The sequence below is a fragment of the Photorhabdus laumondii subsp. laumondii genome (assembly GCF_003343245.1).
GTDB lineage: Bacteria > Pseudomonadota > Gammaproteobacteria > Enterobacterales > Enterobacteriaceae > Photorhabdus > Photorhabdus laumondii.
On record NZ_CP024901.1, the window covers coordinates 4,333,686 to 4,348,426 of the forward strand.

Annotated in this window: 11 protein-coding genes; 8 read left to right on the forward strand and 3 right to left on the reverse strand. The window is 42.9% G+C overall.

Annotation, left to right across the window (positions count from 1 at the left end; translation table 11 throughout):
- Positions 1–792 precede the first annotated feature (792 nt).
- From leuA to PluTT01m_RS18960, 7 genes are all read left to right on the forward strand, one after another.
- Positions 793–2,355, forward strand: coding sequence for a 2-isopropylmalate synthase (gene leuA, locus PluTT01m_RS18930; protein WP_011147836.1), 1,563 nt, complete (start codon positions 793–795; stop codon positions 2,353–2,355).
- 2 nt (positions 2,356–2,357) lie between these two features.
- On the forward strand, positions 2,358–3,449 hold the full coding sequence (gene leuB / locus PluTT01m_RS18935; protein WP_011147837.1) for a 3-isopropylmalate dehydrogenase: 1,092 nt from the start codon (positions 2,358–2,360) through the stop codon (positions 3,447–3,449).
- Between the two features lies 1 nt (position 3,450).
- A complete protein-coding gene (leuC, locus tag PluTT01m_RS18940; RefSeq protein WP_011147838.1) occupies positions 3,451–4,860 on the forward strand; it encodes a 3-isopropylmalate dehydratase large subunit in 1,410 nt (469 codons plus the stop codon).
- 11 nt (positions 4,861–4,871) lie between these two features.
- Positions 4,872–5,474 (forward strand): 3-isopropylmalate dehydratase small subunit, encoded by a 603-nt coding sequence (gene leuD, locus PluTT01m_RS18945; RefSeq protein ID WP_041380289.1) that lies wholly within the window; start codon positions 4,872–4,874, stop codon positions 5,472–5,474.
- A 444-nt stretch (positions 5,475–5,918) separates the two neighbouring features.
- Positions 5,919–7,580 (forward strand): HTH-type transcriptional regulator SgrR, encoded by a 1,662-nt coding sequence (sgrR, locus tag PluTT01m_RS18950; protein WP_011147840.1) that lies wholly within the window; start codon positions 5,919–5,921, stop codon positions 7,578–7,580.
- 584 nt (positions 7,581–8,164) lie between these two features.
- Complete coding sequence (gene mutH, locus PluTT01m_RS18955) at positions 8,165–8,851, forward strand: DNA mismatch repair endonuclease MutH (RefSeq protein WP_011147841.1); 687 nt, start codon at positions 8,165–8,167, stop codon at positions 8,849–8,851.
- A 92-nt stretch (positions 8,852–8,943) separates the two neighbouring features.
- On the forward strand, positions 8,944–9,657 hold the full coding sequence (locus PluTT01m_RS18960) for a TerC family protein (RefSeq protein WP_011147842.1): 714 nt from the start codon (positions 8,944–8,946) through the stop codon (positions 9,655–9,657).
- 262 nt (positions 9,658–9,919) lie between these two features.
- Here PluTT01m_RS18960 and speB read toward each other — a convergent pair whose 3' ends face one another.
- From speB to PluTT01m_RS26250, 3 genes are all read right to left on the reverse strand, one after another.
- Entirely contained in the window at positions 9,920–10,843 is a 924-nt protein-coding gene (gene speB, locus PluTT01m_RS18965; protein WP_011147843.1) for an agmatinase, read from the reverse strand.
- Positions 10,844–11,012: 169 nt separating this feature from the next.
- Positions 11,013–12,917 (reverse strand): biosynthetic arginine decarboxylase, encoded by a 1,905-nt coding sequence (gene speA / locus PluTT01m_RS18970; RefSeq protein WP_011147844.1) that lies wholly within the window; start codon positions 12,915–12,917, stop codon positions 11,013–11,015.
- A 126-nt stretch (positions 12,918–13,043) separates the two neighbouring features.
- Positions 13,044–13,256, reverse strand: a complete 213-nt coding sequence (locus tag PluTT01m_RS26250) for a hypothetical protein (protein WP_011147845.1) — start codon at positions 13,254–13,256, stop codon at positions 13,044–13,046.
- Between the two features lie 292 nt (positions 13,257–13,548).
- Between PluTT01m_RS26250 and metK the strand changes: the two genes are divergently transcribed.
- Positions 13,549–14,721, forward strand: coding sequence for a methionine adenosyltransferase (metK, locus tag PluTT01m_RS18975; protein ID WP_011147846.1), 1,173 nt, complete (start codon positions 13,549–13,551; stop codon positions 14,719–14,721).
- The last annotated feature ends 20 nt before the right edge of the window (positions 14,722–14,741 follow it).

A 14,741-nucleotide genomic window follows, 5' to 3' on the forward strand; every position in this document is an offset into this window, starting at 1 on the left:
AATACGCATAGCTAACCCGCGCATCCCCTTATTAGTGTTAAAAATATATAATTCCAATTAGTAGACAATGTAGTGCTCATTATTCATTCACAAAAAAGTACAATCATGTTAACAATTTATTCACCCTGCTATTTTGTATATGATGATAAATCAAAGAATTACACAATTCATAATAAAATTACTGATTTATTATTATTAAACAATTTTATCAGAGTTATTATATTATAGAATTATTTTTTCAAAGATATATAACATAACTTCCTATTTGTATCTATTTTTCCAATGGCAAATGATGTTTTTCGGAAAAATACAAATCGACTTCCAGCTCATCACACAAAAAATACTTAATTTTAATTAATCAGTATAATGCGCTATTTTTTATATAAATCTGAGATTATCATTAAAGTCAAACCAGAACAAAAAAGGATAAAATAAAATCTTTTTAAATATAAACAGATCAACACTTCAATTTACCACCATGAGAAAAGTAAAACCAAGAATCATATGCCTAAATGAATTCTTGACATCACTTTTAAGATAACGTATCAATAAAAGCATACGAATCACAAACACTCATTAATACTATTGAAAGGTTGGATCGATATGATTCACTCAATTTGTCTACTAAACCTACTACTCATCGTATCTGATATGCGCGGTATGCTGGTGGACAGAAAACAGAGTTGATTCAAAACAGAGTTGGTCCAAACCAGACATTAACAAGAACCCGCGCCAAGCGCGGGTTTTTTTTACCTGCTGGGCGCAAAAAATAACCATAAGAGGAACCTACATATGAACCAGCAAGTTATTATCTTCGACACCACGTTACGTGATGGAGAACAAGCATTACAGGCCAGCTTATGTGTGAACGAAAAACTCCAGATTGCCTTGGCCTTGGAGAGAATGGGTGTTGATATCATGGAAGTCGGTTTTCCAGTTTCCTCTCCTGGTGATTTTGAATCTGTACAGACGATCGCTAAGCAGATAAAAAACAGCCGTGTTTGCGCCTTAGCCCGTTGTGTAGAAAAAGACATTGACGTGGCAGCAGAAGCATTAAAAGTTGCAGACGCTTTTCGAATCCACGTTTTTTTAGCCACTTCCGATTTACATATTGAATCCAAGCTGAAAAAAACATTCGAAAATGTCATGGAAATGGCAACGCAATCAATCAAACGAGCACGTCGTTACACTGATGATGTCGAATTCTCCTGTGAAGATGCGGGCCGTACACCTATTGATAATCTGTGTCGGATCGTTGAAAACGCTATCAAAGCAGGCGCAACAACGATCAATATCCCAGATACTGTCGGTTACACCACGCCATATCAATTTGGCGGCATCATCACTAACTTGATCGAACGCGTTCCTAATATTGATAAAGCGATAATATCCGTCCATTGCCACGATGATTTGGGGATGTCTGTCGCCAACTCTATCACAGCAGTACAATCCGGTGCCCGTCAGATAGAAGGGACGATAAACGGTCTGGGTGAACGTGCCGGTAACTGTTCACTGGAAGAAGTCATTATGGCGATTAAGGTCCGTCAGCAAATGTTAGGCGTTTATACTAATATCAACCATCAGGAAATTTACCGCACCAGTCAGTTGGTCAGTCAATTATGCAATATGCCGATCCCCGCGAATAAAGCAATTGTTGGTAGCAATGCATTTTCCCACTCATCCGGGATTCATCAAGACGGGGTACTGAAAAATCGTGAAACTTACGAAATTATGACACCAGAGTCCATCGGCCTGAAAGAAATTCAATTGAACCTGACTTCCCGTTCTGGTCGCGCCGCAGTGAAACACCGTATGGAAGAGATGGGATATCAGGATAAAGATTACGATCTGGGTAGCTTATACGAAGCCTTTTTACGCCTGGCAGATAAAAAAGGCCAGGTATTTGACTATGATTTGGAAGCCTTAGCGTTCATCAATTTGCAACAACAAGAACCCGAATTTTTCCATCTGGACAACTTTAATATCCAATCTGGCTCCAACGTGATGGCAACAGCCGCTGTATGTTTAGTGTGTGGTAAAGAGTTGAAATCAGAAGCGGCCACAGGTAACGGCCCGGTAGATGCTGTCTATCAGGCAATCAGTCGAATAACTGAATACCCAATTGAACTGGTTTCTTATCAGTTATCAGGTAAAGGCCAAGGAAAAAATGCATTGGGTCAGGTCAATATCGTTGTCGAATGCTTTGGACGTCGCTTCCACGGCATGGGATTAGAAACCGATATTGTTGAATCCTCTGCCAAAGCAATGGTTCATGCTCTGAACTGCGTTTGGCGTACAGAGCAAGTTAAGAAAGAGAAACAACGCATACAGCAAAATACAAAGGAAATGGTGTAAACATGTCGAACAATTATCATATTGCAGTTTTACCCGGTGATGGTATTGGCCCCGAAGTTATGGCACAAGCCTATAAGATATTGGACGCAATCCGTAAGCGTTTCAATATCTGTATCACCACCAGCGAATATGATGTGGGTGGGATTGCTATCGATCGCCACGGCTGTTCACTACCGGCAAAAACCGTAGCAGGTTGCGAACAGGCTGATGCCATATTGTTCGGCTCCGTGGGAGGGCCTAAATGGGAACATTTACCACCAGCAGAACAACCTGAGCGTGGTGCACTGTTGCCATTGCGCAAGCATTTCAAATTATTCAGTAACTTACGCCCTGCCCGCTTATATGCCGGATTAGAGGTATTTTGTCCTTTACGCAATGATATTGCTGCCAAAGGCTTTGATATTTTATGTGTCCGTGAATTAACCGGCGGTATCTATTTTGGTCAACCCAAAGGACGTGAAGGCCAAGGTAAATATGAACGAGCATTTGATACTGAGGTTTATCACCGTTTTGAAATCGAGCGCATTGCCCGCATCGCCTTCGAATCCGCTCGCAAACGCAGTAATAAAGTCACATCTATTGATAAAGCAAATGTGTTGCAGAGTTCCGTATTGTGGCGAGAAGTTGTTACTGAGATTGCAAAAGCGTATCCAGATGTAGAAATCAATCACATGTATATTGATAACGCCACTATGCAATTAATTAAAGATCCGTCTCAGTTTGATGTGATGCTGTGCTCCAATATTTTCGGCGATATCTTATCTGATGAGTGCGCCATGATTACCGGTTCAATGGGCATGTTACCTTCTGCCAGCCTGAATGAAAAAGGTTTTGGCCTGTATGAACCTGCTGGTGGTTCTGCACCAGATATTGCCGGAAAAGGTATTGCTAACCCGATAGCTCAGATCCTATCTGCCGCTTTACTACTGCGCTATAGCTTAGGTCACAATGACGCCGCTAATGCGATTGAACAAGCGGTTAACTACGCGCTGGAACAGGGCTATCGCACAACAGATTTAGCCGGAAACGGTAAAGCAATTAGCACTGATGAAATGGGCAGCACTATCGCCCGTTACATAGCCGAGGGTGTTTAACATGGCTAAGACTTTATATCAAAAATTATATGACGCTCATATTGTTCGGGAAGTACCGAATGAAACCCCGTTACTCTATATTGATCGTCATCTGGTTCATGAAGTAACCTCCCCGCAAGCTTTTGATGGTTTGCGTACTAAAGGCCGCCCAGTGCACCAACCAGGTAAAACGTTCGCAACAATGGATCATAATGTATCCACGCAAACAAAAGATATTAACGCTTGTGGTGACATGGCACGTATTCAAATGCAGGAGTTGATGAAAAACTGTGCCGAATTCGGTATCACATTATATGACCTCAATCATCCCTATCAGGGGATTGTTCATGTCATCGGCCCTGAACAGGGGATAACCCTGCCAGGCATGACGATTGTTTGTGGTGATTCCCACACTGCCACGCACGGAGCATTCGGCTCGTTAGCCTTCGGTATTGGCACTTCTGAAGTTGAACATGTACTCGCCAGCCAAACTCTAAAACAAGCCCGTGCCAAAACTATGAAAATCGAAGTGATGGGTGATGTCGGTGACGCTATTACCGCCAAAGATATCGTTCTGGCGATTATCGGCAAAACAGGTAGTGCAGGTGGTACAGGGTATGTGGTGGAATTCTGTGGTAAGGCGATTGAAGCACTTAGCATGGAAGGCCGTATGACTTTATGTAACATGGCAATTGAAATGGGTGCTAAAGCAGGTTTGGTTGCACCGGATGAAACCACTTTTACTTATATGAAAGGCCGCCAGTTCTCACCAAAAGGAGAGCTGTGGGAACAAGCTGTTGCTTACTGGAAGACATTGAAATCCGATCCTGATGCACAATATGACACCATTGTTACGATTAATGCAGAAGAGATCTCTCCGCAGGTTACATGGGGAACAAACCCTGGGCAAGTGATCGCCATTGATCAAACAATTCCTGCACCGGAATCTTTTAGTGATCCTGTTGAACGAGCATCTGCTGAAAAAGCACTGGCGTATATGGATTTGAAACCCGGTATTAAACTAACAGATGTGAAGATCGATAAAGTCTTTATCGGCTCTTGCACCAACTCCCGGATTGAAGATTTACGGGCTGCCGCAGCTATCGCACAAGGTCATAAAGTTGCACCTGGTGTTCAGGCAATCGTTGTTCCCGGATCAGGCCCCGTTCAAGCACAAGCAGAAGCAGAAGGTTTAGATAAAATTTTCATAGAGGCCGGTTTTGAATGGCGCTTACCCGGATGTTCCATGTGTCTGGCAATGAATAATGACCGCCTGCAACCCGGTGAACGCTGCGCTTCTACCAGTAACCGCAACTTTGAAGGGCGACAAGGACGTGGTGGACGCACTCATTTGGTGAGTCCAGCGATGGCAGCAGCAGCAGCGATTAATGGTCATTTTATCGATATACGCCACCCAGCACAGAAGTCATAAAGGAGAGAATGATGGAAAAGTTTATTCAACATACCGGCTTGGTTGCCCCTTTAGATGCTGCAAACGTCGATACTGATGCCATTATTCCTAAGCAATTCTTACAGAAAGTTACTCGTACAGGATTTGGTCAGCATCTGTTTCATGACTGGCGTTTTCTTGATGATGCAGGACAAAAACCTAATCCTGAATTCGTATTAAATCAGCCTTGTTATCAAGGTGCTAGTATCCTTCTGGCTCGTGAAAACTTTGGTTGCGGCTCCTCTCGTGAACATGCACCTTGGGCACTAACGGATTATGGTTTTAAAGTGGTTATCGCCCCAAGTTTTGCAGATATTTTTTACGGTAACGCTTTCAACAACCAGTTACTGCCGGTAAAACTGAACGATACAGATGTCAATGAGCTATTTGAGTGGGTTCAGCAAAACAAAGCTTGTCGTTTTACTGTCGATCTAGAACAACAGAAAGTCCACGCTGGCAATAAAAGCTATGATTTTGAAATCGATAGTTTCCGGCGTCACTGTATGATGAATGGTCTGGATAGTATTGGCCTGACATTACAACATCTGGATGCCATAATAACCTACGAGCAAGAACAACCGGTTTTCCTACGTTAATTTTTCCGTTATTGATTTATCCCGTAGTTTTCTACTACGGGATTTTTCTATCACAAGCAAAAACAATACCACCACGTCAATACTCATGCAGACAATCATTTTTTCAGTCATATACAGGGTTTTAACTAATATTTAGTCATCCCATATCACATTTAAAAGAAATTAACAGATAGAAATAGCTATAGTGGCTGGACAAAACGCCTCCAATACCGGATTATTACTCGCTTTAAACTGATATGTAAAAAAGAAGCGGGGAGTACATAATGTACAATAAGAAAAAAAGCCAGTAAGCTTTCTTACTGGCTGGCAAATCACCATTACTCAAGAAAATTGGGGGAGAAGCCAGATTTCGTCTGGCCTATTGAGCTACTTTCAATATGGATAATTATCGTCTCAATATAAGGAAATAAAAATTGATGAATAATACTCTGGAGTTCCTCTTTTATGCCCAGTTCACGCTTACAACAACAATTCATTCGATTATGGCAACACCATCAAGGAAAAGAGGCTGAAACCACGTTACAAGAACTGGCAAATGTACTGCATTGTTCAAAACGCCATATCCGTTCACTGCTCAACAATATGCAGAAAGCGGGCTGGTTACAGTGGCAGGCTGAGTCTGGTCGAGGGAAACGTTCTCAACTGAATTTCTTACGTGATGGATGGGAACTTCAACAACAACGAGCGGAAGAGTTGCTTGAGCAACATAACGTTGAGAAGTTGGTCCAACTGGTTGGTGATAAAGATACAGTCCGCCATATGGTACTATCCCAGATTGAACGCCGTTTCCGTCAGGGAAAAAACTTACTGCGGATACTCTATTATCGCCCCTTCCCTAATCTTCTACCCGGTTCACCTTTACGCCGTTCTGAAATTCATCTGGTCAGGCAGATATTTAATAGCCTAACCCGAATAAATGAGGAAAATGGGGAACCAGAAGCTGACTTAGCTCATCATTGGCAACAATTATCCTCAAATCATTGGCGCTTTTATCTACGCCCGGCTATCCATTTTCACCACGGCAGAGAATTACAGATGGCGGATGTCATCGCTTCGCTACAAAGATTACGCAACCTGCCCCTTTTTTCTCATATTGAAAAAGTCACCACGCCCACCCCCTATGTGATTGATATTTTTCTTTCAGAACCTGATCTCTGGCTCTCTTTATTAATCGGCAGCCCACATGCCATGATCTTGCCTCAAGAGTGGCAAAAGTTACCGAACTTCTCTCGTATGCCAGTGGGAACCGGCCCTTACCAGGTCATAAAAAACAGCGCTCAGAAACTACAAATTCGTGCCTTTGATAATTACTTTGGCTTTCGGGCACTGATTGATCAGGTGAATATATGGTTTCTACCAGAACTCGCCGAGAAACTGGTTTGTACAACTCTGCATCTGGAAAGTGACAGCACGGATAATAACTCGCTAGATAGCAGGATAGAAGAAGGCTGTTATTTCCTATTACATGACCATCGTTCAACTAAATGTAAGAGAGAAGACGTTCGCCAATGGCTATGCAGCCTGCTAACACCGATCAATCTGCTAGCGCATTGTGACCCCTTTTATCAACGCCATTGGTCACCTGCTTATGGTTTATTACTACGCTGGCATCACAGTAAGCTCATATCCGAATTGAACAAACCAGAGGATATTACCCATCTGACCGTCACGCTTTGTCATCAACATCACGAATACCACACAATCAGCCAGATCCTTCAAGCCATACTGACCAAATGCGGCGTCGAATTGAAAATCAACATCGTGGATTATGACACATGGTTCAATGGTAACACCGAAAGTGACTTCTGGCTTGCTACCGCCAACTTTTATAATCCTCTGGAGTTTTCGCTGTTCGCTACGCTGTACGAGATGCCATTATTGAAAAAATGCCTTGGTAATGACTTAAGTAAAGAAGTATCACAATGGCGACGACAAGAGTTATCGCTTGAAGAGTGGTGCGAAAAAATAGTTGATGAACATTGGCTGCATCCACTGTTCCACCACTGGCTTGAGTTACAGGGACAAAGAAGTATGCGGGGAGTCAAAATGAACACCTTTGGTTGGTTTGATTTCAAATCTGCCTGGTTCAACCCATATGAAGGGTAATTCACAGAAAAAGCCAGAGTTATGAACATACACAGGTGTGCAAACTTGCTTTTATTCACTTTTTCTGTGGATATCTATGTGAAAAAGGCAAGGGTAATTCAGGTATAGCTTTATATTATGAATTATCAATCTATAGACAAAAAATGAAATAGTATTTACTTTTCATTGAAATAGCAGCTATTTACCTCGCTATTTCTAGCGTCAATCACAGCTATAATGGACGACGTTAGTTGATGAGAACAAAAAACAATCAAACATCATGTTATCCACAGGTTATGCTTTTTAGTTAAGCAAAAAACAGCGGTTTTTGTAGAAAAAAGTGTTAGTCAAACCTGTAAATCAAACCAGTGATCTCATTTTTGTCTACTTATCCCATAAAACTGTGGATAACATAGTGTAAGATCCTGTTCATTATTACCGGCAATAGGTGAACAAGAACGGCAGTCAATTTTACAATATTTGAAACAGCAATAAAAAATGTTTGTATATCATGCTATTATCACTTTTTAGCTATTGAATGAACCTCAGATTTATTATTCACAGAAACTAAGGCTGTTTTTTGACCTAAAAAACGGATATCTCAAATGAACACTCTTTTTTCCCCTCCATCGCCACCAGACAACGAACAACAACTGTTTGAATGCGCCCAGCTTCTGGCTGGCTTATCAATGGGAGAACTCGCGGCAAAAGCAAATTTACCTATCCCACCCAATCTGAAACGAGATAAAGGCTGGGTAGGCATGTTGCTAGAATATTACCTCGGTGCAAGTGCCGGCAGTAAGCCAGAGCAAGATTTCGAACATATCGGTATTGAGCTTAAAACCATCCCGGTAGACAGAAGAGGTTATCCACTGGAGACAACATTTGTCTGCGTTGCACCATTAACAGGGAACAGTGGTATTACCTGGGGAAGCTGTCATGTTAGACGCAAATTATCGCGGGTGCTGTGGATACCTGTTGAAGGTGAACGGGAAATTCCTCTAGCCAAACGCCGGGTTGGCTCTCCTTTATTGTGGAGTCCCAATCAAGAAGAAGAAGAGTTACTACGTCGCGACTGGGAAGAATTGATGGATTTCATCGTGCTTGGCAAAGTAGAGAGCGTTACCGCCCGTCATGGCGAAGTATTACAGTTGCGCCCAAAAGCGGCTAACAGCAAAGCATTAACCGAAGCAATCGGCGTACACGGCCAGCCTATTATGACTCTGCCTCGCGGGTTCTATCTAAGGAAAAATTTCACTGCTCCCCTACTGGCTCGTCATTTTTTGATTTAACGTTGAGCTCTGACTGATTTTTACATCGACATACTTACCTTACATCTAATCACGCGTATAATTAGATTTTTACCTTAAGGTTTTAATAAGCAATGTTAGAATGGATTGTTGATCCCCACGCCTGGATGGCACTTGCCACCCTGACAATTCTAGAAATCGTTTTAGGGATTGATAACATTATCTTTTTGTCACTTGTTGTGGCAAAACTCCCTAACCATCAACAAAACAAAGCACGTAAGATCGGACTAATGGGTGCAATGCTAATGCGCTTGGCGCTGTTAGCATCTATTGCCTGGGTTATTCGGCTGACCTCCCCGATATTGACAGTTTTTGAGCATGATATTTCTGCCCGTGACTTAATCCTATTCTTTGGCGGTCTGTTCCTGATCTGGAAAGCCAGCAAAGAAATCCACGAAGCGATAGAAGGTGACAATGAAGGAGAGCTAAAACGCCCTGTTCACTCCTTTCTGGGGGCCATCATCCAGATTATGTTGCTGGACATTATTTTCAGTCTGGATTCAGTCATCACCGCAGTTGGTCTGTCCGATCATCTATTCATTATGATGGCAGCCGTTATCATAGCCGTCGGTGTTATGATGCTCGCCGCTCGTCCTATCGGTGAATTCGTTGACCGTCACCCTTCCGTCAAAATGCTAGCGCTGTCATTCTTAATCCTTGTAGGCTTTACCCTTATTCTGGAAAGTGTACAAGTGCATATACCTAAAGGTTACATCTATTTTGCTATGTTCTTCTCAATGGCAGTAGAAACGCTGAATCTCATGCGTGGGAAAAAGAAAAGAAATTAGCAGTAGCACGACAATAACGCTAAAAAATATCATTCTTTGATTCAAAAAGTACGCCATAGATGCCCAGTTCAGTACTGCGGCATCTCAATTTTGAAGGTAGCAAGTGAAACACGATAAAGGGTACCAAAAAAGCATATAAAGGTTACACCAATCCAAATAATAGCTAAGTTTCAAGGGGATAGCGCCACAACTCAGTACGAGCTTATTTCACTATCCCCTAGAACTATATATCCCCTAAAACTATATTAAGACTATGTACTACTTAACGCTTCTTAGACGCCTGTAAATAAAGCATCTCTAGTGCAATAGTTGCACCTGCCAAAGCCGTAATTTCAGACTGATCATAAGCTGGAGCAACTTCCACCACATCCATACCGACAATATTTAGCGGTTGCAAACCACGCAGCAATTTCAGTGCCCGATCGGTTGTCAAACCACCAATGACGGGCGTACCCGTACCCGGCGCAAAAGCGGGATCAAGACAATCGATATCGAAAGTCAGGTAAACCGGCATATCGCCAACCGTCTCTTTTATCTGAGCAAGCAAATCATCCACACTACGGTCATTAACCTGATCAGCATCCAGCACCGTAAAACCATTGTCCCGTCCATGTTCAGTACGAATACCAATTTGTACAGAATGATGCGGGTCGATCAACCCTTCATTTGGCGCGTGATAGAACATAGTACCGTGATCAAATTGGCTACCGTTTGGATAGGTATCAGCATGAGCATCAAAATGAACCAGAGCCATTTTGCCGAAATGTTTGGCATGAGCGCGCAACAAAGGCAAAGTAATAAAATGGTCACCCCCAAAAGAGAGCATACGCTTACCGGAAGCCAACACTTTTTCAGCATGAGCTTGTAATTTATCACTCATATCCTGAGCATCACCAAAATTGAAGACCACATCACCACAATCTACAACTTTGAGACAATTATGTAGCTTAAAATCCCACGGCCAACGGCGGCTTTCCCATGCCAAGTTAGTAGAAACCTGACGAATAGCCGCAGGCCCGTGGCGACTACCTGCACGGCCTGACGTTGCCATGTCAAATGGTACGCCAGTAATTACCCACTCTGCATCGCTGGAATATGGCTGGAAATTCAGCGGAAAGCGCAGGAAACCGAAGGCATTAGAAACCAGAGAGTCATCTTGTTGGTTGCCCAAGGTACTTATTGTCATGAGATATATCCTCAAAAGTTTCCCGACAGAACAAAGCTATTTAATTCCAGAATACATGCCATGACGAAATGGGGTATGTCTGAGATAACCCCATTTATCTGCATCTCCGCATCTGGTTTATATCAAATAACATTACCTGTATACAGGAGGCTTAATTAACACCAGAAGATTATTCATCTTCCAGATATGTGTAGCCATAAAGACCACTTTCAAATTCCAGTAAAAATTGCTCTTGCAAACCCGTATCCAAATCCGCGCCTTTTACTTGATCACGGAAGCGAGCCATCAGTACATTAGGGTCCAGTTTCACATATTGCAGCATATCCGCGACTGAATCCCCCTCTTCACTTTGGTTATAGGTCACTTCGCCATTATCGAATACATAAACATCAATAGCCGCTGTATCGCCAAACAGGTTATGCATATTGCCAAGAATTTCCTGATATGCTCCCACCATAAAGAAACCAATCATTGGCGGACAATCAGGATCATAAGCGGGCATCGGCATTGTCGCGGCTACACCATCACCATCCACATAATGATCAACAATACCATCAGAGTCACAGGTGATATCTAACAATACCGCACGGCGATCCAACGGCTTATCCAGTCCCTCAATGGGTAAAACAGGAAATAACTGATCGATACCCCATGCATCAGGCAGAGACTGGAACAGTGAGAAATTCACATAGAATTTATCTGCCATACGCTCTTGCAGCTCATCAATAATTGGCCGGTGAGCACGGTTACTTGGATCAAGATCCTGTTGAATACGGCGACAGATATTCAGATATAACTCTTCCGCCCATGCCCGTTCTGTCAAATCCAGCATGCCATGAGCATATTGTGTATGAACATCATGTAGATCGAGTTGACCATCATGCAGCGATTCACGTAAAGAGCGTCTATTTCCTTCAGAGTGCATCTCCTGCCATGTTTCCCACAAACTGGTGAGTGGGCGGGAAGCATCCTCTGCCGGTGGTGTCGTCTGCGTAAATTCATTACGCTCAACTCCGATAACATTGGAGACCAAGACAGTATGGTGAGCGGTCAGGGCACGACCGGATTCCGTGATAACAGTCGGATGGGGTAAACCATGCTCATCACAAGCATCACCAATACCCCAGATGACATTGTTGGCATATTCATTCAACCCATAGTTCACAGAACAATCAGATTGAGAGCGGGTCCCTTCATAATCGACCCCCAGTCCACCACCAACATCAAAACATTGAATATTTACCCCGAGTTTATGTAACTCGACATAAAAACGCGCTGACTCACGGACACCTGTTGCGATATCACGGATATTCGCCAACTGTGAGCCAAGGTGAAAATGCAACAATTGCAGACTATCAAGTCGATCCACAGCACGCAAAGTCTCAACCAATTGCAATACCTGAGTTGCCGCCAGCCCAAACTTCGATTTTTCACCGCCACTGGCTTGCCATTTACCTGAACCCTGAGATGCCAAACGTGCGCGGACTCCCAAGCGCGGGATCACATTCAATCGTTCAGCTTCTTCCAATACTTGGGCAATCTCAGACATCTTTTCGATCACCAAATAAACCTTGTGACCTAACTTCTCACCTATTAGCGCCAGACGAATATATTCACGATCTTTATATCCATTACACACGATGACGGTACGAGTCATACCCGCATGGGCCAGAACTGCCATTAATTCCGCTTTGGAGCCAGCCTCAAGCCCTAAAGGTTCACCGGAACTGGCCAGTGATTCAATAACGCGGCGTTGTTGGTTAACTTTAATGGGATAAACTAAAAAGTAATCGCCTTTATAACCATATGACTCTCTGGCACGTTTAAATGCGGCATTGATTGAACGCAAACGATGTTGCAGGATTTGAGGGAAACAAAATAGCGCCGGCAAACGCAAATGTTTCTGCTCCTGCTGAACTCTTTTCACCAATTCCGCAAGATCAATTTTTGCCCCCGGCAAATCAGGATTTGGACACACACTAACATTGCCAAGATCATTGACGTAGTAGTAACTCCCTCCCCAATATGCAATATTGTAAGTCTGTTGCATTTTACGAGCGATATTATCATTCATGGCAGTCTCCTTAAGGGAGTTAGAGTTTTTCGCCTTCGCCTGTAATTAATAAATAACCCAAAACACTATAATCTCGCGTGTTGAGAAATATCAGGGAACAGCATGCTCTCAGGTTGTAAAAAGCGTTTAGTTACTACTAAACAACGACAAAATTACCGAGTGACAATACGCCTGTCCGACATATCCGGCCTGTTTGCTGACAACAGATAACATCGAATTAAAGACATATTGAAAAGAAAGGAAAAAGACGCGGATACATCCGACGACAAGTGTGGCTGTTGGCCATAAGCAATCAGCAGATAATGGTTCATTACCCCATTCACCCCACACATGACTCATATTTAAGGAGCCATTTTCTCGATTGAGAAACAGAAGCTAGTTAGCTTTCTGCGAGTCTGTAGCAAAAATAGTTCAACTACGGCCGCAGTTTATACTCGCAATCACATAAAATTGCAAAATGAAATTGAACAAAACTGACATACAAACCAAGAAATTATTTATTCACCCGATGAAAATGACTCACTGAGCTAAAAAAATCTAGCACATGGATAAGAATTACCCTAAAATAGCCATCTAGATGTTAATCCATCCATTTCCAAACTGAAATTATATTTTAAGGTAACGTTATATAATGACCACATACCTTTTCACTTCCGAGTCTGTTTCCGAAGGGCATCCTGATAAAATTGCAGACCAAATATCTGATGCCGTTCTTGATGCTATTCTAGAACAAGATCCAAAAGCACGAGTTGCCTGCGAAACCTATGTTAAAACCGGCATGGTCATGGTTGGTGGTGAAATTACTACCAGCGCTTGGGTTGATATTGAAGAAATTACGCGACAAACAGTTCGAGAGATTGGTTATGTTAATTCTGAAATGGGTTTTGATGCAAACTCATGTGCAGTATTAAGTGCCATTGGTAAACAGTCACCGGATATTAATCAAGGTGTTGACCGTGAAGATCCCCTGCAACAAGGTGCTGGTGACCAAGGGCTAATGTTTGGTTATGCAACCAACGAAACTGACGTACTCATGCCTGCGCCTATCACCTATGCGCACCGTTTGGTTCAGCGTCAAGCTGAAGTTCGGAAAAATGGTGTACTGCCGTGGTTACGCCCTGATGCTAAAAGCCAAGTCACTTTCCAATACAATAACGACAAAATTGTCGGCGTTGACGCGGTTGTACTTTCCACACAGCATGCTGAAAATATTAGTCAGAAAGATCTGCAAGAAGCGGTCATGGAAGAGATCATCAAGCCGGTACTGCCTGCTGAATGGTTAAATCCAACAACCAAATATTTCATTAACCCAACCGGTCGTTTTGTCATTGGTGGCCCGATGGGTGACTGTGGTCTGACTGGTCGTAAAATTATCGTAGATACTTACGGTGGCATGGCACGTCATGGTGGCGGAGCATTCTCCGGTAAAGATCCATCCAAAGTTGACCGTTCAGCGGCTTATGCTGCACGCTATGTAGCAAAAAATATTGTTGCTGCTGGTCTGGCTGATCGTTGTGAAATTCAAGTGTCTTATGCTATCGGCGTTGCAGAACCCACTTCCATCATGGTGGAAACATTCGGCACTGAAAAAGTTTCAACAGCAACTCTGACTCTACTGGTACGTGAATTCTTTGATTTACGCCCTCATGGTTTGATTCAGATGCTGGATCTATTGCACCCAATCTATCGTGATACTGCCGCTTATGGTCATTTTGGTCGACCACAGTTCCCGTGGGAAGCCACTGATAAAGCAGAAGCGCTGCGTGATGCTGCGGGTTTGAAACTATCAGCGATGAATATGTAAAAATATAAAAATGGAAGCCG